The organism is Ornithinicoccus sp. (assembly GCF_057176825.1).
The window spans coordinates 763,824-788,631 of sequence record NZ_CM169976.1; the positions used below are offsets into that span (position 1 = coordinate 763,824).

Annotated in this window: 19 protein-coding genes and 1 pseudogene; 5 read left to right on the plus strand and 15 right to left on the minus strand. The window is 73.0% G+C overall.

The window, feature by feature from the left end; all coding sequences use genetic code 11:
* Positions 1 to 15: 15 nt before the first annotated feature.
* The 5 genes and pseudogenes from AC1QRC_RS04035 to AC1QRC_RS04055 all read right to left on the minus strand — a co-directional run bounded on the left by AC1QRC_RS04035 (position 16) and on the right by AC1QRC_RS04055 (position 4,624).
* On the minus strand, positions 16 to 1,458 hold the full coding sequence (locus tag AC1QRC_RS04035; protein ID WP_484205534.1) for a cytochrome ubiquinol oxidase subunit I: 1,443 nt from the start codon (positions 1,456 to 1,458) through the stop codon (positions 16 to 18).
* A 131-nt stretch (positions 1,459 to 1,589) separates the two neighbouring features.
* Positions 1,590 to 2,516 (minus strand): M56 family metallopeptidase, encoded by a 927-nt coding sequence (locus AC1QRC_RS04040; RefSeq protein ID WP_484205535.1) that lies wholly within the window; start codon positions 2,514 to 2,516, stop codon positions 1,590 to 1,592.
* Between the two features lie 51 nt (positions 2,517 to 2,567).
* Complete coding sequence (locus AC1QRC_RS04045; RefSeq protein ID WP_484205536.1) at positions 2,568 to 2,984, minus strand: BlaI/MecI/CopY family transcriptional regulator; 417 nt, start codon at positions 2,982 to 2,984, stop codon at positions 2,568 to 2,570.
* A 38-nt stretch (positions 2,985 to 3,022) separates the two neighbouring features.
* Positions 3,023 to 4,043: pseudogene (gene galE, locus AC1QRC_RS04050) on the minus strand (UDP-glucose 4-epimerase GalE).
* Positions 4,044 to 4,060: 17 nt separating this feature from the next.
* A complete protein-coding gene (locus AC1QRC_RS04055; RefSeq protein WP_484205537.1) occupies positions 4,061 to 4,624 on the minus strand; it encodes a mycothiol transferase in 564 nt (187 codons plus the stop codon).
* Positions 4,625 to 4,842: 218 nt separating this feature from the next.
* Here AC1QRC_RS04055 and AC1QRC_RS04060 point away from each other — a divergent pair, with 218 nt between their 5' ends.
* Together AC1QRC_RS04060 and AC1QRC_RS04065 are read left to right on the plus strand one after the other, a co-directional pair.
* Positions 4,843 to 5,193: a GntR family transcriptional regulator gene (locus tag AC1QRC_RS04060; RefSeq protein ID WP_484205538.1), complete on the plus strand. Its 351-nt coding sequence runs from the start codon at positions 4,843 to 4,845 to the stop codon at positions 5,191 to 5,193.
* The gene (locus AC1QRC_RS04065) at positions 5,193 to 6,209 is read left to right on the plus strand and encodes a DUF1648 domain-containing protein (RefSeq protein WP_484205539.1); all 1,017 of its coding nucleotides are present in this window, start codon (positions 5,193 to 5,195) and stop codon (positions 6,207 to 6,209) included. Before AC1QRC_RS04060 ends, AC1QRC_RS04065 begins: the two co-directional genes overlap by 1 nt.
* A 61-nt stretch (positions 6,210 to 6,270) precedes the next feature.
* Here AC1QRC_RS04065 and AC1QRC_RS04070 read toward each other — a convergent pair whose 3' ends face one another.
* The 9 genes from AC1QRC_RS04070 to AC1QRC_RS04110 form a co-directional block, all read right to left on the minus strand.
* Positions 6,271 to 6,519: a DivIVA domain-containing protein gene (locus AC1QRC_RS04070; protein WP_484205540.1), complete on the minus strand. Its 249-nt coding sequence runs from the start codon at positions 6,517 to 6,519 to the stop codon at positions 6,271 to 6,273.
* Positions 6,520 to 6,597: 78 nt separating this feature from the next.
* On the minus strand, positions 6,598 to 9,954 hold the full coding sequence (locus AC1QRC_RS04075) for an FtsX-like permease family protein (RefSeq protein WP_484205541.1): 3,357 nt from the start codon (positions 9,952 to 9,954) through the stop codon (positions 6,598 to 6,600).
* Between the two features lie 55 nt (positions 9,955 to 10,009).
* On the minus strand, positions 10,010 to 10,732 hold the full coding sequence (locus AC1QRC_RS04080) for an ABC transporter ATP-binding protein (protein WP_484205542.1): 723 nt from the start codon (positions 10,730 to 10,732) through the stop codon (positions 10,010 to 10,012).
* Positions 10,725 to 11,729 carry an ABC transporter ATP-binding protein gene (locus tag AC1QRC_RS04085; protein WP_484205543.1) on the minus strand — a complete coding sequence of 335 codons (1,005 nt, stop codon included), beginning with the start codon at positions 11,727 to 11,729 and terminating at the stop codon, positions 10,725 to 10,727. The genes AC1QRC_RS04080 and AC1QRC_RS04085 overlap by 8 nt, the downstream gene beginning before the upstream one ends.
* Positions 11,730 to 11,734: 5 nt before the next feature.
* Positions 11,735 to 14,569 (minus strand): ABC transporter permease, encoded by a 2,835-nt coding sequence (locus tag AC1QRC_RS04090; protein WP_484205544.1) that lies wholly within the window; start codon positions 14,567 to 14,569, stop codon positions 11,735 to 11,737.
* A complete protein-coding gene (locus tag AC1QRC_RS04095) occupies positions 14,566 to 17,958 on the minus strand; it encodes an FtsX-like permease family protein (RefSeq protein WP_484205545.1) in 3,393 nt (1,130 codons plus the stop codon). Before AC1QRC_RS04095 ends, AC1QRC_RS04090 begins: the two co-directional genes overlap by 4 nt.
* Positions 17,959 to 18,143: 185 nt before the next feature.
* On the minus strand, positions 18,144 to 19,457 hold the full coding sequence (locus tag AC1QRC_RS04100) for a phenylacetate--CoA ligase family protein (RefSeq protein WP_484205546.1): 1,314 nt from the start codon (positions 19,455 to 19,457) through the stop codon (positions 18,144 to 18,146).
* Positions 19,458 to 19,493: 36 nt separating this feature from the next.
* Positions 19,494 to 19,934 carry a hydroxyphenylacetyl-CoA thioesterase PaaI gene (gene paaI / locus AC1QRC_RS04105; RefSeq protein ID WP_484205547.1) on the minus strand — a complete coding sequence of 147 codons (441 nt, stop codon included), beginning with the start codon at positions 19,932 to 19,934 and terminating at the stop codon, positions 19,494 to 19,496.
* The gene (locus AC1QRC_RS04110; RefSeq protein WP_484205548.1) at positions 19,931 to 21,139 is read right to left on the minus strand and encodes a 3-hydroxyacyl-CoA dehydrogenase NAD-binding domain-containing protein; all 1,209 of its coding nucleotides are present in this window, start codon (positions 21,137 to 21,139) and stop codon (positions 19,931 to 19,933) included. Before AC1QRC_RS04110 ends, paaI begins: the two co-directional genes overlap by 4 nt.
* 70 nt (positions 21,140 to 21,209) lie before the next feature.
* Between AC1QRC_RS04110 and paaN the strand changes: the two genes are divergently transcribed.
* From paaN to AC1QRC_RS04125, 3 genes are read left to right on the plus strand one after another with little or no spacing between them, the layout of a single operon-like run.
* Positions 21,210 to 22,916, plus strand: coding sequence for a phenylacetic acid degradation protein PaaN (gene paaN, locus AC1QRC_RS04115; protein WP_484205549.1), 1,707 nt, complete (start codon positions 21,210 to 21,212; stop codon positions 22,914 to 22,916).
* Positions 22,913 to 23,302, plus strand: coding sequence for a DUF3817 domain-containing protein (locus tag AC1QRC_RS04120; RefSeq protein ID WP_484205550.1), 390 nt, complete (start codon positions 22,913 to 22,915; stop codon positions 23,300 to 23,302). The genes paaN and AC1QRC_RS04120 overlap by 4 nt, the downstream gene beginning before the upstream one ends.
* 18 nt (positions 23,303 to 23,320) lie before the next feature.
* Positions 23,321 to 24,127, plus strand: coding sequence for an NUDIX hydrolase (locus AC1QRC_RS04125; protein ID WP_484205551.1), 807 nt, complete (start codon positions 23,321 to 23,323; stop codon positions 24,125 to 24,127).
* 10 nt (positions 24,128 to 24,137) lie between these two features.
* Here the strand turns inward: AC1QRC_RS04125 and AC1QRC_RS04130 are convergent, their stop codons facing one another.
* Positions 24,138 to 24,779 carry a response regulator gene (locus AC1QRC_RS04130; RefSeq protein WP_484205552.1) on the minus strand — a complete coding sequence of 214 codons (642 nt, stop codon included), beginning with the start codon at positions 24,777 to 24,779 and terminating at the stop codon, positions 24,138 to 24,140.
* Between the last annotated feature and the right edge of the window lie 29 nt (positions 24,780 to 24,808).

Below are 24,808 nucleotides of genomic sequence, written 5' to 3' on the forward strand. Positions count from 1 at the left end.
CTGTATGCCGTGTGCTCAGTAGCTGAAGACGAAGGCCTGGTCCTCGTCCCGGTCCGCGGGGTCGAGGGAGGCGCCGTCGTAGGGGTCCGCGCCGGCCCGCGAGTAGCGCAGGGTGAGGCCGACCTCGACGACCGCGAGCACCCCGTAGAGCAGGGTGAAGACGGTGAGTGAGGTGAGCACCTCGGCGGCGCTGACCCCCGGGCTGACCGCCGTCTCGGTGGTCATCAGGCCGAAGACGACCCAGGGCTGGCGGCCCATCTCGGTGAAGATCCAGCCGAAGGAGTTGGCGAACAACGGCAGGAAGAGCACCCCGACGGCCGCCCAGTGCCAGGCGCGGTGGGTCAGTGGCCGGTCGCCGCGCAGGCCCCACAGCGCCACGGCCGCGACCGCCATCCCGGCCATGCCCAGGCCGACCATGAGCCGGAAGCTCCAGTAGGTCACGGGGATGATGGGCCGGTAGTCCTCGGTTTCGGTGAGGTCGTGGCCGGCGTAGGTGAGGGTGTACTCCTCCTGCAGGTCGTTGATGCCGTGCACCTCACCCTCCAGGCTGCCGGTGGCCAGGTAGGACAGCAGCTTGGGCACGGTGACGGCCCACCGTTCCTCGGTCCCGTCGAGGCTGCCGACGGTGATGATCGAGAACGGCGCGCCCTGCCCCTCGGGCACGGTGTCGTAGAGCCCCTCGGCGGCGGCCATCTTCATGGGCTGCACCTCGGTCATGATCTTGCCCTGGATGTCGCCGCTGATCGTGACGCCCAGCCCGGCGACCAGGACCGTGACGGCGCCCAACCGGGCTGCCTTGCGATACATCGGCTTGTCGCCGGTCGGGGTCTTGTCCCGCCACACGTGCCACAGCGCGATCGCCAGCACGAAGGCGCCACCGGTCATCAGGGCGGCGGCGATCACGTGCGGGAAGGTGACCAACTGCACCTTGTTGGTGAGCACCGCCCAGAAGTCCACCAGCTCGGCCCGCCCGGTCTCCGGGTTGTTGCGGTATCCGACCGGGTGCTGCATGAAGGAGTTGGCGGTGAGGATGAAGTAGGCCGACAGCACGGTGCCGATGTGCACCAGCCAGATGCAGGCGCAGTGCAGCTTCTCCGGGATCCGGCCCCAGCCGAAGATCCAGAGCCCGAGGAAGGTCGACTCCAGGAAGAAGGCGAGCAGGGCCTCGATGGCCAGCGGTGCCCCGAAGATGTCGCCCACGAACCGGGAGTAGTCCGACCAGTTCATCCCGAACTGGAACTCCTGGACGATGCCGGTGGCCAGCCCGAGGGCGAAGTTGATGGTGAACAGCTTGCCGAAGAACTTGGCCAACCGCAGCCACTCCGGGTTGCGGCCGCGCAGCCACAGGGTCTGCATGATCGCGACCATGAGCGAGAGCCCGATCGTGATGGGCACGAAGAAGTAGTGATAGACGGTGGTGATGCCGAACTGCCAGCGCGCCAGCTCCAGGGCCTCCACGGGCACTCCCTCCGGGGTGTACTACTCACAGTAGTAACTACGTGACGTAGTAGAGAGTACACCGGTGCGTGGGGTGGCCCATGGTGTGGCCCAGCCGGGGCCTACCCCAGGGGTGCGGGCCGGGTCCGGGGTCAGATCGCCAGGGCGAACAGGACCCAGGGGGCGGCGGCCACGAGGAGGGCGAAGGCGAGGGTCACCGCCGCCAGTCCCCGCGCCGGGTCGGCCGCCGCGGCGATCAGCTCGAGACGGGTCCGCACCTGGGCAGCGGGCCCCCCGGCACCCAGGGCTGCCTCGGGGGGACGGCCGCCGGCCATGGTCACCAGTGCCCGTGCCAGCGGCCGGGCCCCCGCGGCCCGCAGCGCGGCCCGGTCGGCCAGCGCCTCGACGAGCAGTGTCACCTCTGCCAGCGCCGCGGCGCAGCGGACCGGGGCGGGGACGGCGTGGTGCAGCACTGAGAAGAACTCCAGCACCAAGTCGTGCCGCGCCCGCAGGTGGGCCCGCTCGTGCGCCAGCACGGCGTGCAGCTCATCGGGGGCCAGCGTCTCCAGGGCCCCCCGACTGACCACCAGCCGCTGGTGTAGTCCGGGCAGGCAGTAGGCGGTGGGCCTCCCGTCGGCCACCACCCGCACCAATTTTCGTAGCGGTTTTGCCGTCCCTGCACCCATTTTCGTAGCGGTCCTGTCGGCCCCGCCCGGCTCGGCGAGCAGGTCGACCAGCTCCCTGTGTCGCTGCCGGAGCGTCCGCAGACCGGTGCCGACGCGGTGGCCGGACAGCAGGACCAGGGCGAGGACGAGCGCGGAGGCGCCGAGGCAGACGGTGAGCAGCAGGGGGCGGTTCGTCAGACCCTGGAGCCCGGTCCCTCCTCCCGGGCCGGGTGCGCTGCCCGCAAGCACGGCAGGTCCCACCAGGAGCGCCGACACCACGGCGGAGAGCCCGACGGACTGCCAGGCCAGCAGGGCCGGCCCCGGCGCGCGGCGGAAGAGGGTGAACCGCGCCATCATCCGCGGGCCGGGTCCTGCGAGGAGCAGCGCCAGGACGGCCAGCAGGAGGGCAGTCACGGCAGGACAGTCATGGCAGGGCAGTCACGGCAGGGCGGTCACAGGCAGGGGTCAGCCGGAGGATCCCGCGGCGTCGGTGGTGGTCGCGGGATGGCGCTGCTCGACCTCGGCCAGCGCGGCCCGCAGGTCGGCGATCTCCGTCTCGTCGGCGTCCCCCAGGAAGTGCAGCAGCGCCGCCCGGCGGTCGGTGGTGCCCAGGGACTCAAACGACTCGCGCATCGAGGCTGCCGTGAACTCCTCGCGGGTGGAGGCCGGGGCGTAGCGCCAGACCCGACCGTCCCGCACCCGGGCGGCGAGTCCCTTGCGGGCGAGCCGATCGAGCACTGTCATCACGGTCGTGTAGGCCAGGTCGCGTTCCGCCTCCAGGGTGGTGTGGACCTCCCGCACCGTCTGGTCCTCGGAGCTGTCCCAGAGGGTGTCCATGACGGCGCGCTCCAGGTCGCCGAGGGAGGTGCTGCGTGGGGCCATGGCGGCAGTTTACGCCCGCCCGCGCAGGTCAGCCGCGCTCAGCCGGGGTAGCCCTCCGGGTTGGCCGACTGCCAGCGCCAGGTGTCGGCGCACATGTCGTCGACCGTGCGGGAGGCGGACCACCCGAGCTCGTCCTGCGCGCGGGAGGGATCGGCATACGAGGCCGCGATGTCCCCCGGCCGGCGACCGACCGACGTCGTAGGGCACCGGGCGCTCGCTGGCCCGCTCGAACGCGGCGACCAGCTCCAGCACGCTGGTGCCGTGGCCGGTGCCGAGGTTCCACGTCGACAGGGCCCGGTCGTGCCCGGTGATCCACTCCAGTGCCGCCAGGTGCCCTGCGGCGAGGTCCTCGACGTGGATGTAGTCCCGCACGCCGGTGCCGTCCACGGTGTCGTAGTCGTCACCGAAGACCGACAGTCGCTCCCGCCGCCCGACGGCGACCTGGGCGACGAACGGCATCAGGTTGTTGGGGATGTCCGACGGGTCCTCCCCGATGCGGCCGGACGGGTGCGCCCCGACCGGGTTGAAGTAGCGCAGTAGCGCGATCCGCCACGTCCGGCTCGGCCACGGCGAGGTCGCGCAGCACCTGCTCGATCATCACCTTGGTCCACCCGTAGGGGTTGGTGGCGGACGTGGGCAGGTCCTCGGTCATGCGGCACCGGGGCGTCCGGGCCGTAGACGGTCGCGGAGGAGGAGAACACGATGTTGCGCACGCCCGCGCGTGCGCATGGCGGAGAGCAGCGAGAGCGTCCCCCCGAGGTTGTTGCGGTAGTAGTCCAGCGGCTGCGCGACGGACTCGCCGACCGCCTTGAACCCCGCGAAGTGCACGACGGCGTCGAACGACTCCTGGGCGAACAGGGCCGACAGCTTGTCGGTCTCGGCGAGGTCGAAGGCGTGCACCGGCACCGGTTCTCCGCTGAGCTCCTCGAGCCTGCCGACGACGGCGGGCTTGGCGTTGCTGAAGTCGTCGACCACGGTCACCCGGTGGCCGGCCGCGAGAAGGGCGAGCACGGTGTGGGACCCGATATAGCCGGCGCCGCCGGTGACGAGGACATGCATGGGCCCCAGTATGCCGATCAGCGGCCGGGCGTGGGCCGCCACCCGGGCGGGGGGTCCTCCCCGACGCGCCCGTCGACGGCCTCCCGCAGGAGGTCGGCGTGACCGGTGTGCCGGCCGTACTCCTCGAGCAGGTCGAACAGCAGCCGACGCAGGCTGACCGGTGCGTCGTCCGGGCCGGTCAGGGCCACGTGCTGGTCCAGGCCGGCGACGTTGAGGGCGTCGGCGACGCGGTCCCGGGCGCGGGCCACGCAGGAGTCGTAGAGGGCGTAGAGGTCCTCGGGGGAGTCCGCGGCGGCCGAGCTGAACTCCCAGTCCTCGTCCTGCTCCCAGTTCGCGGGGTCCCAGGGGCCCAACGGGTGCGTGCCGTCGAGCCGCACCGTTGACAGGTGGTCCTCCACGAAGGCCAGGTGCTTGAGCAGACCGCCGAGGGTCAGCGAGGACGCGCCGATTGCGGCGCTCAACCCGGCCGTATCCAGCCCGTCGGCCTTCCAGCGGAACGTGGCGCGCTGTCGCTCCAGCGCCCCCACCAGGTGCTCGGTCTCGTTGCCGTCGAACGGCGGCTCCCACGGGGTCTCGGACATCGGTGCCTCCCTGCGCTCGGTCACTGCCGCGGCGCCCCATGGCGCCGCACCATCAGACCGTAGGCCCGAATGCGGACATTCACCTTCCGCATCTGCCTGGCGGTCTCTCCCTCATCGACTGAACGCGCGACCTGGCGGTCTCACCCCGGCACCGGACGCACGACCTGGCGACGTGGGTCACCTTGTGGGCCACTTGTTATTCTAGTAATAATAGAACTATGCGTTGGCAGGTCGACCCCTCAGCCGCCGCCCCGCTCTACGAGCAGGTGGCGTCGTCGGTCCGTGCCGAAATGGCGGCCGGACGACTCACCCGCGGCGAGAAGCTGCCCTCGGCGAAGCTCGTCGCCGCCTCGCTGGACATCAACCTGCACACCGTGCTGCGGGCCTACCAGCAGTTGCGGGACGAGGGCCTGATCGAGCTGCGCAGGGGTCGTGGCGCCGTGGTGACCGCGGACCAACCCGCCGGCCTGGCAAGGCTGAGCGAACTCGTGGGCCAGGTGCGCGTGGAAGGTGCCCGCCTCGGGCTCTCCGCAGCGGACCTGGCCCGCCTGATCGAGGAGGAACACTGATGACGACTGCCTCACCCATCCCGGCATCCGGCGGAGGCCGACGTCGCGCTCCGTGGCTCGTCGCGACCCTGATCGCCCTCGGCGTGGTTGCGGCGGGCACCGTCGCTGTCCTCGTCGTCCGCCCGGACCTGCCCGACCCGGTCGCGATCCACTGGGGCCCGGACGGGGCGGACGGCTTCGCGAGCGTGACCGGGGCACTCTGGCTGACCGGTGCGCTCAGCCTGGGGGTGACCGCGCTCATGGTGGGGGTGCAGCAACTCCAGCACCCGTCGGCACGGCACCTGATCGCCGGCGTGTCGGCCGGCACCGGCGTCTTCGTCGCGGTCGTCGGCTACGGGTCGCTGCTCACCCAGCTCGGCCAGTCGGACGCCGCCGGGGCACCGGCGCCCGGCCTGGCGATCGCGGTCGCGGTCGTCCTCGGGCTGGTGATCGGGTATGCCGTCAGCCGGCTCACGGCGCCGGCCGCGGGCGGACTCTCCGCACCGGCAGGCGCGAGGGGCCAAACCGTGGCCCCGGGGGCCGACCCGGACCTCCTGCCGGTGGGGGCACGCCTGTCCTGGGTGGGGCCGCTGCCGGTGCAACGGATCGCCGTGGCGATCGTCGTGCTGGCCGGCCTCGCGCCCACCGTCTACCTCGCCCTGACCCTGGACCCGTGGCTGTGGATCGTTCCGGTGCTCCTGCTGGCCCTGTTGCTGGTCCTGACCACAGGCACGCTCGTGGTTGACGAGCGGGGCGTTCGGGTGCGCTCGGTCGGGGCGGTCACCCTGCTTCGGGTGCCCCGCGAGGACGTCGCCTCAGCAGGACCGGACACAGTCCGGCCCCTGCGGGAGTACGGCGGGTGGGGGTGGCGGCTGGGCCGGGACGGGAGCCGTGGCCTGGTCCTCGCCGACGGTCCCGCGTTGCGGATTCGACGTCGGGACCGGCCCGACGTCGTGCTCTCGGTGGGGGATCCCGAGGGTGCCGCCGCGGTGCTGAACACCCTGATCGCGCAGGGCGGTGAACGCACGAAACGCTGAGGCCCCGACGTTCCCCCGTGGTGTGGCTACCCCCGCCGACAGGTAGAAACGGGGACGCGGCTCAGACCTGACTCAGCTCCAGGTGCAGGTCGTCCAGGAAGATGTCGACCTCCTGCTGGTCGTAGCCGCCGAAGCACACGGAGAAGGTGGCCGCCTGGATGTCAGGCACCGGCTGTCCCTGCCGGACCGCCGCGGCGATCGTGTCGAGGAACTCGTCGACCTCGGCTACGGAGTAGCCCCGGCGCAGCCGGGACATCGTGAACTGCGGGCGTTCCTGCTCGCCGCCGTCCTCGGTGGAGAAATCGGTCATGACTCGATCATGCCACCGCCCGTCAGAAATGTCGTATTCGCAGGTCACGTGGCGTGAACCGGCTCACATTGGGGTTGTTCAACGCACTTCCTCGCGATACTCGTTGTCCCGGGCGTGGGTGCGGACCCGACGCCCCTGATGCGCCAGCAACCCGGCCGTGGCGGCAGCGAATGTGCCCATGGAGATCAGCCAGAGCGGCCACTCCAGGCGCAGCCGCACGGGGATCCGCACGGCATCCTGGGGGGTGGTGGACCGGGCCAGCTCGGGGACGAGCGCCACCCCGATCACCCAGCCCGCCGCGACACCGACGACGGCCGCCGTGACGACGACGGCGACGAACTCGACAGCCCTGGACCAGGCGAGCCCACCCGGTGCGGCCCCCAACGCACGCAGCACCACGACATCCGCCCTGCGCAGCCGGAGCAGGGCGACGGCGACCGCCGCCGTGCCGGTCAGCGCGAGGAGCATCGCCCCTGCGGCAGCGACCCACAGCATCCCGCGCGCCGCGGCCGCGGCGTCGGTGACCGCGGTGTCCACGACCGTGGTCGGCGTGCCCAGTCCGGGCAGCGCGCGCAGCGCCTCCCCGGTGGCCGCAGGGTCCTCGCTGGAGCTCCAGAAGCCGGTCGGCGCCGGCAGCTCGCGGTGTTGCGGCAGGAGCGCGGCCTGGACCGTGTCCCGGTCGGCGAGCACCGCCGACGGTGCCAGGGTCCCCGGCACGGCATGGACCACCTGGGCGACCTCGCCCTCGAGCGCCGTGCCCCACGCCGACAGCGACAGCGGGGATCCCACGTCGAGGTCGAGGGTGGTGGCGAGCTGGCGGGTCACCAGGAGCGGCACCCGGGGCTGTTCACCGGAGAGGTGAGGACCGATCATCACCTCCCGCCGACCCGCGCCGTCGAGGTCCGGGTAGCGCCCGGCGATGCCGAGCACCCGCAACTCGCCGCCGACCGGGTCGTGAACCGCCAGGATCCCGGGCTCGTTGACCGACCACAGCAGCCGGTCGTCGGTCTGCAGCAGGTCCGTCCCGTCCTGGTCGGTGATCCCGTGCACCACCACATCCGCCTGGTAGCCACCGCCGCGCGGCACCTGCAGGTGGAGCGAGCCGAGGGAGGCAAGTCGACCGGCGGGGACGCGCAGCTCCAGGTCGTGCCGGGTCACCACCGTCGTCGGGGACACCGTGGCACCGTCACCCGCCACCTCGAGGTCGGGCTGCAGCGGCACCGGCTCCGTCGCCAGGTGGGCCAGCCGACCACTGGCGCGGTCCACGGCATACAGCTCCAGCGACATCGTGTGTCCCGCGGTGAACCCGGCGAGCAGCTCCTCGCGCTCCCGGGCGACCTGGACGCGCAGCGGCTGCCCCGCCAGGTCGGGCTCGCGGTCGCGGACCTGCCCCGGGACGGCGGCCAGCTCCGCCTCGAGTCGTTGCCGGTGCTCGGGGTGCACACCCACCGTGACCTCGACGCCCACGGTGAGCACCTCGGCGGCGGCCGGCACCGGGATGCCGGTGTCGGCCGGGTCAGCCGTATGCAGCAACGCAGCTGCGCGCTCGGGATCCACCAGGTCCTGGGGCAGCCGGATGGCCGCTCCCAGGTCCGGGGCGGGTGCCACGGTCAGTGCGACCTCGGCCGTTCCCGCGCGGGCGGAGGTCTGCCACACGGCCGTAGCGGCGGCCGTGTCGGAGGCCCCGGTGAGCTCCGGGAGGACGGGGAGCCCTGCTGCGTCCCGGGCCGGGCCCAGGTAGGGGGTGTGCACGTCGGACCCGTTGCCCAGGACGGCCAGGTCGTCCCGCAGGTCCCCCGCCGTGCGGGCATACAGGCTGGCGACGGTCACGGCGCCGCAAGCGAGCACCACCAGCGCCAGCGGGGCGGCATAGACGACCAACCGGCGGGAGACCTGGGTCGCGGCCAGGTGCGCGACCCAGCCCGTGCGGGCTGCAGTCAGGCGCTCGCCGACCCCGGCGAGCGGCCCCAGCCCGGACGCCGTCAGGGCGGCGGCGGAGGCGAGCAGCAGGGCGGGAGCGGCGCTGGCCAGCAGGTCGACGCGGGCCTGCCCGTCCGGGGTCGTCACGATGGGCGACTCGTAGAACCGCAGTTGCCACAGGGCGAGCAGCCCACCCCCGAGGACGAGCACCAGGACCCAGGCCGGCACCACGTCGCGGTCGCGCCCGGACCGGTCGGCTGGCCGGTGGGTCTGCAGCGCCCGCACCTGGAGCACGTTGACGACGAGGAGCGAGGTGAGCACGGCCAGACCGGCCGCGGCCCCGACCAGGATCGTGCCCACGGTCTGCTCCGGGCCCGAGGGCACCGCCCGCAGCGCGGCCAGCGCCAGTGCCACGCCGAGCGCGGTGCCGGCGGTCCCGGCCGCCCCGGCCTCGAGCACGGACCAGGACAGCACCTGGCGCCGGGACGCACCACGGGCCACCAACAACTCGGCCTCGGTCGTCCGGGTCGCGGCCTGGACCCGGGTGATCTGCACGACGGCGATGACACTCACCAGGAGGAGGACGCTGATCGGGATCACCGACAGGGCGCGCGCGGCGGCGAGGTCCTGGGCGGCGCGCGCCGCGGTTGGCGCCAGGTCGCCGTCGACGACCAGCCCCCGGACGACGAGGTCCGGGTCGTCCAGTGCGTTGCGCAGGGCCGCGGCGCCGTCGGCGAGCGCGGGCAGGTGCTCGGGCAGCACCCGCCCGGTCTCCGGCAGCACCGTCCAGCGCAGGAACGGGTCGCCCCCGACGGACGGGACCGCGCCGGGCGGGAGCACCACGAGATCGGCACCCCCCGCTGACCCGGATGGTGATGACCCGGATTCTGCCGACTCTGGCTCGCCGAACCAGAACGGGTCCGCGGGGTCGGCCGGCTGCCAGGTGGCGGTGACCGTCACCGCCAGGTCGCCGACCGTGAGCGTGTCACCCACCGCCACGCCCCATCGCTCGGCCAGCGGGGACAGGAGGGCTCCCTCGACCGCACGGTCTCCCGCGGTCCCGCCGTCGAGGCCGGGACCTCCGGCGTCGTCCACCCTGGGCCAGGTCCCCGCGACGACGGTGACCCGGTCTGCGAACCGGGGGTCACCCGGCATGAGGGACGCGGAGGACAGGGCGACCAGGCGCTCCTGCCGGCCGGCGACCGGCCGGGGCTCGGAGACGTGCGCGGACACCGTCTCGACGGGTGCGGGGGAGAAGGCCGCGGCGATGGCGGAGCGGGCGAGGGCGTCCTGGCCGGCGGGGTCGGGCCCCTGCCGGGTCTCCGCGCGGACCGCCGCCTCGGTGGGATCCCCGACCCCCACCAGGGCCTCCCGGGTCGCCTCGGTCGCGCCGGCCCGGGCATAGCCGACCGTGCCGGCCACGATGGCGGTCGTGCCGGCCGTGAGCAGCAGCAGGGTCGCCAGCAGGCCGAGACCGGCGCGGGCCCGCTGGAGGAGCAGTCGGAGGACACCCATGTCGTCCGGGCTCGGGAGTCCGGGCCGTGGACGGTGGCCGACCCCCCGGGTCCGCCTAACCCGTGGCGTCGGCAGCGGGGGTCACGGCGCCGTTGAGCAGACGGCCGTCGTGCAACTCCACGAGACGATCGGCTCGCCGCATCAGGATCGGGTCGTGGGTGGAAACCACCGCGGCGATCCCCTGCTCGTGGGTCAGCCGCGCCAGGAGGTCCATCACGGTGGCAGCCGTGTCGGAGTCCAGCTGGCCGGTGGGTTCGTCAGCGATCAGGATCTGCGGCTCCGCCACCAGCGCTCGGGCGATACCGACCCGCTGCTGCTGTCCGCCGGACAACTCGTAGGGTCGCTGCCGCCCGTGCTTGCCCAGCCCCACCATCTCCAGGGCCTCCTCGACGCGGCGGGTCCGCTCCTTCACCGGGGTGTTGAGCAACCGCAGGGGCACCTCGACGTTCTCCGCCGCCGACAGCACGGGCACCAGCCCGAAGGACTGGAAGATGTAGCCGATCATCTCCCGGCGCACCGCCAGCACGTCGGTCTCCTTCAGCTCTGAGAGCACCCGGCCGTCACCGAGGTGCACCCGGCCGGACGTGGGCCGGTCGAGTCCGCCCAGGATGTTGAGCAGCGTGGTCTTGCCGGACCCGGACGGTCCGCGGACGACGGTGAGTTCGCCGGGGTGCACCTCGACGTCCACGCCCGCCAGGGCGTGCACCTGGGTGGCGCCGTGGCCGAAGGTCCGGTGCAGGTCCTCGCCGCGGAGCAGGTATGCCGTGGTGTCAGTCATCGTGGTCCTCCTCCGAGGGCGGGTGCTGACCCGTTGGTGGGGGTTGGTCGTCCGCCTCGGCCTGGCGGGCGAGGCTGTGCTCGTCCGGCCAGACCCCGACGTGGTCGGACTCCAGCTCGAGCCGGACCCGGTCCCGCAGGTCCAGCTGGTTCACGTAGCCACTGGGCAGCTGCATCCGCCCGGCCCGGTCGATGACCGTGAACTCGCGGGCCACCAAGTGCTCCCGGCCGTGCTCGTCGACCTCCGTGTGGCGCAGCACCTCGGTCGACGTGCGGCCGTCCCGGATCTGGACGGTCCGTTGCACGTGGTCGGCGATGGTGGGGTCGTGCGTAACGATCAGCACGGTGACCCCGAGCCGCGTCGAGGCGTCCCGCATGGCCTCCAGCACCTCCTGGGACATCGCGTCGTCCAGCTCGCCGGTGGGCTCGTCGGCCAGCAGCACCGAGGGGTCGTTGGACAGCGCCACCGCGATGGCGGTCCGCTGCTGCTGCCCGCCCGACATCTCGGTCGGTCGGCGATCCCGGCAATCGGCGATGTCGAGCACCTCGAGCAGCTCGTCCACCCGGTCCTGGCGATGCTTGCGGTTGCTGATCACGAGCGGGAGGGCGATGTTCTCGGCGGCGGTGAGGTAGGGCAGCAGGTTGCGGGACGTCTGCTGCCAGACGAAGCCGACGATGTGCCGTTGGTAGGTGATCCGTTGCCGTCGGGTCATCGACAGCAGGTCGACCCCGGACACCTGCGCCCTCCCGCCGGTGGGCTTGTCCAGCCCGGAGAGGATGTTGAGCAGGGTCGACTTGCCCGAGCCGGAGGCCCCGACCAGGGCGACCACGTCGCCCGGGTCGACCCGCAGGTTCAGACCCTGCAGGGCCTGGACCTCCACGCCGTCGGTCGAGTAGATCCGGACCAGGTCCTCGCACAGGATGTCGGGCCCGCCGTGGTCCCGTTCGGCCGCGGACGGGACCACGCTCGTCCCGGTGCCGTGGGTGGGTGTGGACATGGTGGCTACCTTTCCTCTCCGACGCGCAGCTGCTGGGCCAGGTTGGTGCGGCTCGCGGTCGCTGCGGACAGGGTCACGGCCAGGACGACCGCGGCCAGGATGGCCCCGACCACGAGGCCGAGCTGGCCCCAGTCGAGGTGCAGGGTGGGTTGGTACTGACCGCCGGTCATCCCGGTGAGGTCGATTGCGCGGAGCAGCAGCCAGGGGATGGCCACCCCCAGCAGGGCCCCGACGGCGAAGGCCATCGCCAGCAACGGGCCCAGCTCCCAGGCGGTCAGGGAGCGTCCCTGGCCGGGCCGGAGCCCGACCGTGCGGAGCACCGCGAGCAGTTTGGCCCGTGCCGGGGCGCCCATCAACTGAACGACCAGGATGGCGAGCACGGTGAGCACGGTGGTGAGGATCACGGCGGCCGTGAAGAGTTGGCCCAGGCCCGAGGTGACCGGCGCCGACCGGAAGGCCTCCAGCCGCTCCTGGGGGGTCTCGACGAGGGCGTTGCTGATCTCCTCGTCGAGCGCGGCAGCGACCTGCTCCCGCTGCGCCGGGTCGCTGACGGAGACCAGGGCGACCGTGGCCACGGTGGTCTGGTTGCCGGCCTGCTCCCACTGGGCACGGTCGACCACCACGAAGTTGGCGTCCGTGCGCACCCCGGGGAGCTGGTCGATGTGGCCGACGATGTCCACCGGCCCGACGGTCGAGAGCTGCCCCGACCCGGTGTCACCCTCCAGCCGCCCGCCGGTGACGATCTGGGTGGCTGTGGTCGGGGCGAACAGCTCCTCGGGCAACTGCCCGACCAGGGGTGCACCGGCCTGGACCGTGGGGAGGCCGGAGTCGACCACGTAGATGCTGACGCCGGCCTGCGTCACCTCGCCGCTGAGGTCGGCGGACCGTCCGGCCTCCCGCACCCCGGCGACCTCGGCGACGCCGTCGACCTGCCGGATCCGCTCCAGCATGTCCTCGTCGAACCGGGGCCCGGAGAGCCGGATCTGGGCGCCGTTGTCGTTCCAGGCCGCGGACTCGGCTCCGTGGTTGATCGTGGAGGACATCAGGGTGGAGAAGACGGCCACGCCGACGCCCAGGATGACCGCCAGGGCCGGGACCAGTCCGCCCGCAGGGTCCCGGACGGAGCGGGCGGAGCCGAGGAAGGGGATCAGGCCGGTGCTTCGGCGGAACAGGGTGGAGAGGCCGCGGACGGGCAGCGGATAGAGCCGCAGCGTCAGGACGCAGGCCGCCAGCGCGAGCAGCACGGGGGTGGCCGCCATGAGCAGGTCGACACCGGTGTCCACCTGTGCCAGGGGTGCCGCCGCTCCGGGAGGCGCACCAGGGGCGGGCGTCTCCGCCGGCGCGGTCACGTCGATGCCGGTCAGGCCCCGCTCGAGGAGGCGCCACACGGCGACGGCCGCGAGGGCGAGCACCACGGTCTCGACGATCCACCGCAGCCGGCTGGCTGACCGGGCCGCGAGGTCGCTGCGGGTCTCGCGGAGCGAGTCCTCCCGTGCCGACAGCGCCAGTGCGGCTGCCGGGACCAGCCCCGCGCAGACCGCCACGACGATCTCGGACCAGCCGCTCGGTGCGGGGCGGACCAACCCGGCCAGCAGATAACCGGCCGCGGCCGCGGGCAGTCCGAGGATCAACCCCTCCACCGCCAGCAGGCCGCGCACCTGCCGGGGGGACCCACCGCGGGCGCTGGCCAGTGCCAGGGCGTAGCGGCGCCGGCTGATGATCAGCCGGGCAGCGAGGGCGAAGACGGCCAGGGTCACACCGACGGGCCCGGCGGCCACGACGGCGAGCATCGAGGCAGTGGCCCGCTGCTGGGCGGACAGGTCCTGGAAGGTTCCGACCGACTCCGAGGAGAACCGCACCCGGACGGGGGTGGCGCCGGTCTCCGGGTCCTCCTCCGTCAGGAACACGTCGGCGGCGGCGAGACCGAGGATCTGGCTGGTCACCGTGTCCACCTCGTCGCCGCGCACGGCCGAGGGGTTCAGGCCGTACCAGTAGCTGAAGCCCGCCACCGTCGGCGGACCGACGGAGCCGGGGTTGGCCGGGTTGAGGTAGAGGGTGGCGAAGCCGAGGACGCCACGGTTGCCGTCGAAGAGGGTGCCCAGGGTCGCGCCGTTGGTGTGGTGCTCCCACCGGCGGTCCTCGGGGTCGGTGGGGCGATAGGTCCCGCTCAGCACCCACTTCTCGAACTCCTCACCGACCTCCCAGCCGAGCCGGTCGGCGGACTCCTCCAGCAGGACCACCGGCACCGGGTCGGGGTCCCGGGCCTGCTCGACCTCCGAGATGATGACGTTGCCCTGGTCGTCGACGGTGACGTAGCTGGTGGGGTCGACGACCAGGTCCGGCCAGTCGCCCTCCACCAGCTCGACGTGCTCCTGGAGGTAGGGGTCCACCCGCTCCTGGAGCGTGATGAAGGAGATGTCGCTGTCGCTGTCGGGCGGTCGGGTCTCCTGGGCCTGTCCGAGGTCGACCAGGAACTGCGCGGGCCGCAGCATCGAGCGCAGTGGCTCCCCCTGCTCCTGCCGCAGCCGCTCCAGCCCCTCCTGCAGGTCCCCCCACGCGCCCTCGACCGTGTCCGGCAGGTCCGGGGTGGCGGCCACCGTGGTGGAGGAGTGGGCGATGACGTCCTGCCGCGTCGCCGACAGCTGGTCGATCTCGTGGGCCACCTGGTCGCCGTTCATCTCCAGGACGAAGCGCGGCCACAGGGTGGTGGTGAAGACGACCAGGACCACCATCAGGGCCAGGGCGAGCGAGACCCAGGGATCGGCCGTGAACTGGCGGACCCCGAGGCCTGCTGCGCCGGGGAGCCGCCGCCCTCCACGGTGCCTGGCGTCGTGGCTCACCGGATCTCCTCCCGGTACTCGTTGTCGAGCGCCTGGGCGCGGACCCGCCAGGCCAGGGTCGTGATCAGGGCTAGCAGCACCACCAGCAGCAGGCCGAGCAGGCCGGCCCAGGGCGCCACCTCAAGATGCAGGGGTGCGGGCAGCACCGCCTGCCCGCTGACGGTGGTGCTCCGGGCCAGGTCCGGGATGACGAGGGCGCTGACCAGCCAGCCGGCGGCGAGGCCCAGCAGACCCGCCAGACCCACCACGCCGAGCAACTCTGCGCCGCGCGACCGCGCCTGGTGGCCGGGTGTCATCCCCAGCGCACGCAGCACCGCCACCTCGGCCCGCCGGGCGGAGAGCAGTGCGGCGGAGACCGCGGCGATCCCGGTCACGGCGAGCAGGACGGCTCCCGTGGAGGCCACCCAGAACACGAGCCGGACGGCGGAGGCCGCGTCGGTCACGCTGACCGTGCCCGGCCCCGTCACCGTGGCGAAGGCCGGATCGGCGCCCAGCGTCTCGACGGTGATCGCCGGGTCCTCGCTGGCGATCCAGACCTGGTGCGGTTGGCCCAGCGCACGCTCCAGCGGCATGGAGAGGGCGGCCATGGTCCGGCTGTCGACGAGGAGGGCCTCGGGGGAGGTGGTGCCGGTGACCGCCTCCACCAGCGCGACGACCTCCGCGTCCGCCGGCACCCCGAAGGCGTTCAGCGTGACGCGCGAGCCCACCTCGAGGTTGCTGGCCGTGGCCAGGGAGCTGGTCACCGCGACCGGGACGGGATCGGGCCGGACGACGGCGAAGCCCGATCCGCCCCCGGCTCCAGCGGCGGCGTCCGACTCGGCGGGCTCCACCGGCAGCATCCGCACGGTCCGCGGGAAGGAGTTCTCGTAGTAGGAGAAGTGCTGCCCCAGCGACTCGCGGAATCCCAGGGTCCCCGCCTCGGGGTCCTGCTCGATCGTGAGCTCCGCATCCCCCCAGCCCAGGTCCGGGGCACCGACCAGCAGGTTGGTGGACGGGTCGGCGTCGGCGGAGATCCCGGTGATCCGCAGGTCCATCAGGTGGCCGGCCCCGACCTCATGCACCTCCAGGGTCAGGCCGAGGAGCCGCTGCTGGCCGCTCCCCGGCAGGGTGAGCGTGGTGCTGCCCTCGTTGACCAGGGGGGCGCTGGTCACCTCGGTGCCGTCCCGCTCGATGTCGAAGCCGTACTCCACCGCGTCCAGCACGACGGGGGCGACCACCCCGGTGTCGGCGTCCTGGACCCAGGCGGTCAGCGTGGCGGGCATGGTCGCCGTGAACCACGCGGTGTTCTGGACCCGCAGTTCCTCGGTCTGCTCCTCGATCCACTCCTCCGGCATCTGGTCGCCGCCCTCGGAGCCGAGGCTCTCCAGCCACCACGTGCCCAACTGCTCCAGGAGCTCCTCGAGCTGCTGCTCCTGGTCCTGGTCGAGGGAGGTCTCGATGGTCAGGTCGACCGTGACCTCGGTGGCTCCCTCCGGCAGCTCGAGGGATCCCCAGCCGGTGAAGTCGGCCGGCTGCAGGAGGGACCGCAGGGCTTCGGGGTCGGTCCCCTCCGGGCTGTGCGCGATCTCGGTCATCAGGTCGGCCGGCATGGCCAGGATCTGGGCCTGCGGCCCGGCGGTTCCCAGGCGGGTCTCCGTCTGCCAGACGGGCATCGCCGCGGTCGTCCCGGGGTCGTCCTGCACGACGGGGAGGGCACTCGGCGGCACCAGGAAGGAGGGGGTCAGGTTGGTCGGTGCGCTGGCCAGCTCGGCCCGGACGTCGGCGCCCTCGCTCAACGCGTTCAGCTGGGTCCGCAGGTGCGCCGAGGTGGCCGCGTACATCGCGGACACGGTGGTCGCCCCCACGGCGAGGACGGTGAGGACGACAGGCACGGCATACACCACCAGGCGGCGGGACACCTGGGCCGAGGCGAGGTGCACGCCGAGTCCCCGGCCGGCCCGGCTGACCGCCTCGGCCAGGCGCCCGGCCGGCCCGAGCAGGGCCATCGCGACCACCGCGACGGCAGCCAGCAGGAGTGCCGGCGCGGCGCCGGCGACCAGGTCGGTGCCGAGGGTCCCGTCGTCGCCGGTGACCAGCGGGGAGCCGTAGCGGCGCAGCTGCCACCAGGACAGGGCCGCCGCCCCGAGGGTCAGGAGGAGTGTGCCGAGCGCGGCGACGGTGCGGGTGCGCCCGGAGCGGTCGGTCGCGGACCGCGCCGCCAGGGCCCGCACCTGGAGCAGCGCGATCAGCGCGAGGGCGAGCAGGACCGCGAGCCCGGTGAGGAGCCCGGTGCGCACCACCGTCGCCGTCTGCTGGTCGCCGGCCGGGACGTAGCGCATCACCAGGAGGGCGGCCCCGATGCCGAGCGCGGTGGCCAGCACCGTGGTGCCCAGGGACTCCAGGAGGGTCCAGCGGAGCACCTGGCGTCGGGCGGCGCCACGGGCGATGAGCAGCTCCACCTCGCCGCTGCGGGACTGTGACTGCAGCCGGGCGAGCTGGACGATGGCGATCACGCTGACGAGCAGGAGCAGGATGACCGGCACGACGTTCAGGGCCTGCGCCGTGGCCAGGTTGCGGGCGGCCGTGGCCGTGGTCGGTGCCAGGTCGCCCTCGACGGTCACGCCACGCACGTCGACCTCGTCGGTCTTCATCGCCGACTGCAGCCGCGAGGCGGCCGCGGCGAGGGCGGGCATGTCGGCGGGCTCGATGTCGTCGGGGTCGGGCTGCACCGTCCACCGGGCGAACGGCGTGCCGCCCAGTGCGGTGATGGCGTCCGGGTGGACGACCAGGGGACCGACCTCGCCCTCGGTGCCGCCCGAGGCGACGAGCGGGTCGCCGAACCAGAACGCCGCCTGGGGATCCACGGCCCGCCACAACGCGCTCACCGTCACCTCGGCATCGCCGACGGTGAGGGTGTCACCGACCGCCACCTCCCACCGCTCGGCGGCGCCGGCGTGCAGCGCCCCCGGCACCGTGCCGCCCTGGTCGGGCGCGTCGGGCCACGCCCCGTCGACGAGGGTGACCCGGTCCGCGAAGTCGGGGTCGGCGGACTGCAGCGAGCTGCTGGCCAGCGCGATCAGGCGGCCCTCGTGGTCGGCGACCGAGCGCGGCTCGGACACCCGGGTGTACTGCACGTTGACGTCGGCCCCGGAGAACGCCTCCTCGATGATCCGGCGCGCGGCCGTGTCCTGGGCGGCGGGATCGGGCGCCACCCGGGTCTGCACCCGGATGCCCGCCTCGGTAGGCACCGCGTCGGTGAGCGCCTGGCGGGCTGCCACGGTCGCCGCGGCCCCGCTGTAGCCCAGCGTCCCGGCGATGATCGCGGTGGTGGCGCCCGCCAGCAGCAGGATGGTCAGCAGGAGACCGAGACCGGCACGGGCGCGATGGAGGACGAGCGCCAGCGGACCCATTCGCTCTCCCTCACCGCACGAGACCTCGACCCGGTGTCCCCTGTCGGCACCGAGCCCTTGACGCTATGCAGGAGTCACTGGCGCCGACAATGGTTCCCGGAGTTTCGTGACCCAGTTGTGACGGCGTCCTTCCCCCGGGGGATAGGCCCCGCCCGGCCGCACCCGCCCCGCTCAGCCTGCCCCGCTCAGCGCAGCCCGCGCTCGTCCACGATGCGACGCGCCTTGCCGACGGAGCGTTCGATGCCGCCCTCGCCGAGCACCACGACCTGCGCGGTGGTCCCGATCCGGGACTTGATCCGGTGCGCCAGGTCGCGGGCCAGCCGGTCACGGTCCTCCCCGCTGAGCTCAGGCGAGCCCTCCACGTTGACCGTCAGCTCGTCCATCCGGCCCGGCCGGGTGAGCACGCACTGGAAGTGCGGGGTCAACCCCGGCAGCTCCAGCACCAGCTCCTCGATCTGGGTCGGGAACACGTTGACGCCCCGCACGATCATCAGGTCGTCCGAGCGCCCCGTGACCTTGGCCATCCGCCGGAACGCCGGCCGGGCGGTGCCTGGCAGCAGCGCGGTGAGATCCCGGGTGCGGTAGCGCAGCACCGGCATCGCCTCACGGGTCATCGCGGTGAGCACCAGCTCGCCGACCTCCCCGTCGGTGACGGGCTCCTCGGTGACCGGGTCGATGATCTCGGGCAGGAAGTGGTCCTCCCACAGGTGCAGCCCGTCCTTGGTCTCCACGCACTCCTGCGCCACCCCGGGGCCCATCATCTCCGAGAGCCCGAAGATGTCGCAGGCGTGCATCCCGGCACGCTCCTGGATCTCCTGGCGCATCGCCTCGGTCCACGGCTCGGCACCGAAGACGCCGATCTCCAACGAGGTGGAGTCGGCGGACTGCCCGGTCGCCTCCAGCTGGTCCAACAGCGCCAGGAAGTAGGAGGGCGTCACCATGATCGCCCGTGGTCCGAAGTCGTTGATCAGCTGGATCTGCTTCTCGGTCTGGCCGCCGCTCATCGGGATCACCGTGCAGCCGAGCCGCTCCGCCCCGTAGTGCGCGCCGAGGCCGCCGGTGAAGAGCCCGTACCCGTAGGACACCTGCACCAGGTCCCCGGGCCGCACCCCGGAGGCACGCAGCGAGCGCGCCACCAGACCTGCCCACATCTCGATGTCGCCCCGGGTGTAGCCCACGACCGTCGGCCGCCCCGTGGTGCCGGAGGAGGCGTGCACGCGGACACACTCCTGGCGCGGCACGGCGAACATCCCGAACGGGTAGTTCTCCCGCAGGTCGGCCTTGGTCGTGAACGGCAGCAGCCGCACGTCCTCCAGGCCCCGGATGTCGTCGGGATGCACCCCGCGCTCGTCCATCAGCCGCCGGTAGTGCTCCACCCGGTAGGCGCGCCGCACGCCCTCCTGCAGGCGGCTCAACTGGGCCGCGCGCAACTGGTCGACCGACCAGGTCTCCGCCTCGTCGAACAACTCGGGTGCGGGGGTGATCTCGGGCAGTGACATCGGTGTCCTCCTCGGGCGGCCGGGGTGCGCGCTGGCTCAGCGGGTGGGTGGCTTGATCGAACGGGAGCGGCCGCGGAACTCGGCGACGACCGCGCCGTCGGACTCGCGGGTCACCGTCACGTCGGTCACCCCACTGCGGCCGTATGTCGTGCGCTCGCGGGCCTCGGCGAGCAGGACGTCGCCGTGGCGGGCCGAGGTGACGAAGGTGACGTCCGCCCCCGCGGCGACCGTGAGCGAGCCGCCGGCGTTGCAGGCCAGGGCGAACGTGGAGTCGGCGAAGGTGAAGATGTAGCCGCCGTGACAGATGTCGTGCCCGTTCACCATCGTGTCGGTCACCGGCATCCGGGTCCGGGCGTGGCCGCGCGGGCCGCGGGGGGAGTCCTCCAGGCCGACGTCGAGGCACTCGATGCCCAGGTGGGCCGAGGCCGCGTCGTCGGCCCACATGGCGCGCACGTGCGTTAGGTCGGCATCGCTCATCGGCTCATCTCCTCCAGGGCCGGGCTGACCCGGTAGCGGCCGCCGGGGAAGGCGGCGTCCAGTTCCCGCAACTGTCCTACCACGGTCGCGGCGCCGATCTCGGCGAGCCACTCGTGCGGCCCCTTCGGGTAGTTGGTGCCCAGCCTCATCGCCGTGTCGACGTCCTCCGCGGTGGCCTCGCCGCGGTGCACCAGGTCGACGGCCTCGTTGACCAACATCGCCAGGGTGCGGGCCACCGGGTCGGTCACGACCGGCCCGCCTACCAGGCGATCGGCCAGCCCCGTGTCCGGGGTGGCGTCCTCGGGTTGCCCGGACTCGGCATACCGGAAGACGCCGTGACCGGTCTTGCGCCCGAGGCGACCGGAGGCGACCAGGTCCTGCTGGTAGTCGGTGGGGGTGTAGCGGGGGTCCTGCCCCGTCTGCTCCCACACGCTGGTGCCGACCGCGAGGTTCACGTCCTGCCCGATCAGGTCGGTCAGCTCCAGCGGGCCCATCCGGAAGCCTGCATGCTCGCGCAGCGCCAGGTCGATGGTGGCGGGATCGGCGGTGCCGTCCTGCACCATCCGCTGGGCCTCGCCGTAGAAGGGACGGGCCACCCGGTTGACGATGAAGCCGGGCGTGGACGTGCACTGCACGGGCGTCTTGCCCCAGGTGCGGACCAGCGCGGCCACCGTCTCCAGCACGGTGGGGTCGCTGCCGGTGCCACGGACCACCTCGACCAGTCTCATCAGCGGGGGCGGGTTGAAGAAGTGCAGCCCGATGACCCGACCCGCCGCCGGGAGCCCGTCGGCGATCGCGGTGATATCCAGGCTGGAGGTGTTGCTGGCCAGGACGGTGTCGGCGGGTTGGTGCTCGGCGAGGGTGCCGAAGATCTGCCGCTTGACGTCGAGCCGTTCCACGACCGCCTCGATCACGAGCCCGACCTCGGGCAGCGCGGCCAGGGCGAGGGTGTCACCTGCCGGCACGACGACGCGCTCCAGCGTGCCCGCGGCCTCCTCGGCAGTGACCTTGCCCTTGGTGACGAGCCGGTCGAGGGTCGCGGCGAGCTTCTCCCGAGCCGTGCCCGCCGCCCCGGGCGCCGCGTCGACCAGGTGCACGACGTGTCCGGCCTGGGCGGCCACCTGGGCGATCCCCGCGCCCATGGCTCCTGCGCCGATCACGGCAACGGGCGATCTCTGCAGGGAGGTCAGGGACGGCTGCGTCATGCCCACATGGTGCCACTGCCCGGTCGGCCACCCCACGGTGCCGGTCCCGCCGCGGCGTTAGGCTGGCGGGGTGACCCAGACTGCCCCCACCCACCCGCTCCTCGATGCCCACCGCGAGGTCCTGGACGCGGCCACCACCGCCCTGACCACGCGCGAGTACTACTCCCGCTACCCCGAGTCCCCGTCGCCGCGGGTCTATGGGGAGTCCGCCGCCGAGGACGGCCAGCGGGCCTTCGAGCAGACCCGTAACGCCGACTTTGCGCCGCTGGCCGACCAGCCGGGCACCGGCGAGGTGGCCGGCAGCGAGGTCTCGCCCTACGGCCCCGAGCTCGGGGTCCGCTACCCCCGGCTGGACGTCGACGCGGCGATGGACGCGGCGCTCGCCGCGCTCCCCGCGTGGCGGGACGCCGGCGCCGAGGTCCGCGCGGCCGTGTGCGTGGAGATCATCGAGCGGATCAACGCGCGGTCGCACGAGATGGCGCACGCCGTGATGCACACCAGCGGCCAACCGTTCGTGATGTCCTTCCAGGCCGGCGGGCCGCACGCCCAGGACCGGGCCCTGGAGGCGGTGGCCGCCGCGCTCGTGGAGCAGCAGCGGGTGCCGGCCTCGGTGCTGTGGGAGAAGCCGACCAAGGGCGACCCGATCCGGATGCAGAAGGACTACCAGGTTGTCCCGCGCGGGATCGGCCTGGTCATCGGGTGCAACACCTTCCCGACCTGGAACGCCTACCCCGGGATCTTCGCGTCCCTGGCCACCGGCAACCCGGTCGTCGTCAAGCCGCACCCGCGGGCCGTGCTGCCGTTGGCGCTCACCGTGGCGATCGCCCGCGACGTGCTGGAGGACGCCGGCTTCGACCGGGCCCTGGTGCAGCTGGCCGCCGAGGACGACGGGGACGGCCTGGCCAAGACCCTCGCGCTCCGGCCCGAGGTGGCGATCATCGACTACACCGGCGGCCCCGGCTTCGGCGGCTGGTTGGAGACCGAGGCGGCAGCCGCGGGCAAGCTCGTCTACACCGAGAAGGCCGGGCTCAACACCGTCGTGCTGGACTCCACCGACGACCTCAAGGGGATGCTGGGCAACCTCGCCTTCTCCTTCTCCCTGTACTCCGGGCAGATGTGCACCGCCCCGCAGAACATCTACGTCCCCGCCGGGGGGATCAGCACCGACCAGGGCGACCTGACCTTCGAGGAGGTCGCCGAGCAGCTCGCCGGCGCCATCGCGAAGTTCAACGCCGACGACACCCGGGCCGTGGAGATCCTGGGCGCGACGGTGAACGACGACGTGCGGGGGCGGGCGACCGACGTGCCTGCGCTGGCGGAACGCCTCGGCGGTGAGGTGGTGCTGGACTCGCGCCCGATCACCCACCCCACGTTCCCCGACGCCGTCGTCCGGGTCCCCGCCCTGATCCGGGTCGACGCCGCCAACGACACGGCATACACCCAGGAGTGCTTCGGCCCCGTCGCGTTCGTGATCCGCACCGACGACACCGCCGCCTCGCTGGAGACCTTCGCCAGGACGGTCCGGGAGCACGGGGCGATGACCGCGTCGGTCTACTCCTCCTCCGAGGAGGTGCTGCAGCAGGCGCGGGGGGCCGCGGCCCGGGCCGGGGTCGCCCTGTCGGAGAACCTGACCGGCCAGATCTTCGTCAACCAGACGGCGGCCTTCAGCGACTTCCACGGGACGGGTGCCAACCCCGCGGCCAACGCGGCCTACACCGACGCCGCGTTCGTGGCGAACCGGTTCCGGGTCATCACCAGTCGCAGGCACGTGGCATGAACCTGACCGAGGTGCTGCGGTTCCGGCCGTTCGCCCGCCAGATCTTCCGCGTCGTCGCCATCGCCGAGGCGGTGTCCTGGGCGCTGCTGCTCGTCGGGATGTACTTCAAGTGGGTCGCTGGGACCACCGAGGTCGGGGTGCAGGTCGCCGGGCCGATCCACGGCGCCATCTTCCTCCTCTACGTGATCGTGACGCTCGGGACCGCCAGCATCTTCGGGTGGAACTGGAAGGTCACGCTGCTCGGGCTGGCCGCGGCGATCCCGCCGTTCACCACCTGGGCCTTCGAGGTGTGGGCGTTGCGGCGTGGACTGCTGGCCGACGAGGAAGCGCCGGCCGCCACCGCCACGGGGGCCACCGCCACGGGCGACCCGGTCCGGGGCGGCTGAGGCGTGTCGGGTCCCCGGGTGGCGCTGCGGGTCGAGCCGGCCGCCGACGGCGTCGGGGTCCTGACCTGGGACGGGGACTCCCTCGCAGACGGCGCCCCCTGGTGGGTCGACCCGGCGGCCCGCGACGCCGTCAGCGAGGTCCTGGAGGCCGCCTTTGCCTCCGGGACGCGGCGGGTGGAGGTCGAGGTGCCCGCCAGCGCACGGGACCTGCGCCGCACCCTGCAACGCGCCGGGCTGCGCCCCGAGGGGACGTCGCGGGCCCGGGGGACCGACCCCGACGGGACACCGATCGACCTGATCCGGCTGGCCCGGCTGGTCGACGACGCGCCACCCGGCACCCGTGAGGGGTTCATCTCGATGCTGAACGCGACGTTGCCGACCAAGCGGGTGATCGGGCAGGGCGTGATCCGGGACGGCGCCGGCGCGGTCCTGCTCTGCGAGCTGGTCTACAAGCGGGAGTGGGACCTGCCCGGCGGGGTGGTCGACCCGCGGGAGTCCCCCGCCCAGACGGTCGCCCGCGAGATCGGGGAGGAGCTGTCCATCGCGCTCGATCCGGGCCCGCTGCTCGCGGTGAACTGGCTGCCGCCCTACCGGCAGTGGGAGGACGCCGTGCTGCTGGTCTTCGACCTCGGGGTGCACCCCGAGGTCGCCGAGCGGGTCGTCCTGGAACGCTCCGAGTTGCGGGCCGTGCACTGGTGCCGTCCCGAGGACCTGGCCGACCACGTGGCCCCGTATGTCGCGCGGCACCTGGCGCACGTCCTGGCCGCCGATGCCGGAGCCGACCCGCTCTACCTCGAGGACGGCGAGCTGCGCGACCCGACCTGAGCCGTGGACGTCACCGGGTCGCGAGACCGGCCTGGTGGGCCAGCAGCCCCGCCTGGAGCCGGCTGTCGCAGCCGAGCTTGCGGACCAGGGACGACACGTGCCCCTTCACCGTGGGGACACTGATTCCCAGTTCCGCGGCGATCTGGGCGTTGGACAGTCCCGCGGCGAGCGCCCGCACCGTCTCGAGCTCCCGCTCGGTCAGCGTCCGCCGGATCATCCGCTCGAGGACCTGGCGGTCGTCCGTCTCGCCCATCAGGTGCCGCACGACCCGGGGCGCGAGCACGCGGTGGCCGGCCGCCGAGCTGTGGACCACGTGGACCAGGTCGGCGGGATCGCCGGACTTGACGAGGTAGCCGTGCGCGCCACGGCGCAGCGCGAGGTCGATGTCGCGCGGGGTGTCGTATGCCGTGAGCACCACCACGCGGGTGCCTGCCGCGGCGGCCAGGACGGGCTGGATCGCCTCGAGCCCGTCGCCCCCGGGCATCCGCAGGTCCAAGAGCACCACGTCCGGGCGCAGGTCGGCCGCCCGGCGTCGGGCGGCCGGGCCGTCGTGGGCCCACCCGACCACCTCGACCTGGTCGTCGGCGCACAGGATGTCCTCCAGGTAGCGACAGACCAGGGGCTCGTCGTCGACCAGGAGGACCCGGAGCACGACGACCCCGCAGGGGTGGGCTGAACGTT

What these genes read in the sequence shown, in the direction of transcription:
- paaI (WP_484205547.1), bottom strand. Translation starts at nt 19,934, where the DNA reads ATGAGCGATGCCGACCTAACGCACGTGCGCGCCATGTGGGCCGACGAC.
- AC1QRC_RS04100 (WP_484205546.1), bottom strand. Translation starts at nt 19,457, where the DNA reads ATGTCACTGCCCGAGATCACCCCCGCACCCGAGTTGTTCGACGAGGCG.
- AC1QRC_RS04055 (WP_484205537.1), bottom strand. Translation starts at nt 4,624, where the DNA reads ATGTCCGAGACCCCGTGGGAGCCGCCGTTCGACGGCAACGAGACCGAG.
- AC1QRC_RS04075 (WP_484205541.1), bottom strand. Translation starts at nt 9,954, where the DNA reads ATGGGTGTCCTCCGACTGCTCCTCCAGCGGGCCCGCGCCGGTCTCGGC.
- AC1QRC_RS04120 (WP_484205550.1), top strand. Translation starts at nt 22,913, where the DNA reads ATGAACCTGACCGAGGTGCTGCGGTTCCGGCCGTTCGCCCGCCAGATC.
- AC1QRC_RS04085 (WP_484205543.1), bottom strand. Translation starts at nt 11,729, where the DNA reads ATGTCCACACCCACCCACGGCACCGGGACGAGCGTGGTCCCGTCCGCG.
- AC1QRC_RS04065 (WP_484205539.1), top strand. Translation starts at nt 5,193, where the DNA reads ATGACGACTGCCTCACCCATCCCGGCATCCGGCGGAGGCCGACGTCGC.
- AC1QRC_RS04070 (WP_484205540.1), bottom strand. Translation starts at nt 6,519, where the DNA reads ATGACCGATTTCTCCACCGAGGACGGCGGCGAGCAGGAACGCCCGCAG.
- AC1QRC_RS04045 (WP_484205536.1), bottom strand. Translation starts at nt 2,984, where the DNA reads ATGGCCCCACGCAGCACCTCCCTCGGCGACCTGGAGCGCGCCGTCATG.
- AC1QRC_RS04110 (WP_484205548.1), bottom strand. Translation starts at nt 21,139, where the DNA reads ATGACGCAGCCGTCCCTGACCTCCCTGCAGAGATCGCCCGTTGCCGTG.
- AC1QRC_RS04060 (WP_484205538.1), top strand. Translation starts at nt 4,843, where the DNA reads ATGCGTTGGCAGGTCGACCCCTCAGCCGCCGCCCCGCTCTACGAGCAG.
- AC1QRC_RS04095 (WP_484205545.1), bottom strand. Translation starts at nt 17,958, where the DNA reads ATGGGTCCGCTGGCGCTCGTCCTCCATCGCGCCCGTGCCGGTCTCGGT.
- AC1QRC_RS04080 (WP_484205542.1), bottom strand. Translation starts at nt 10,732, where the DNA reads ATGACTGACACCACGGCATACCTGCTCCGCGGCGAGGACCTGCACCGG.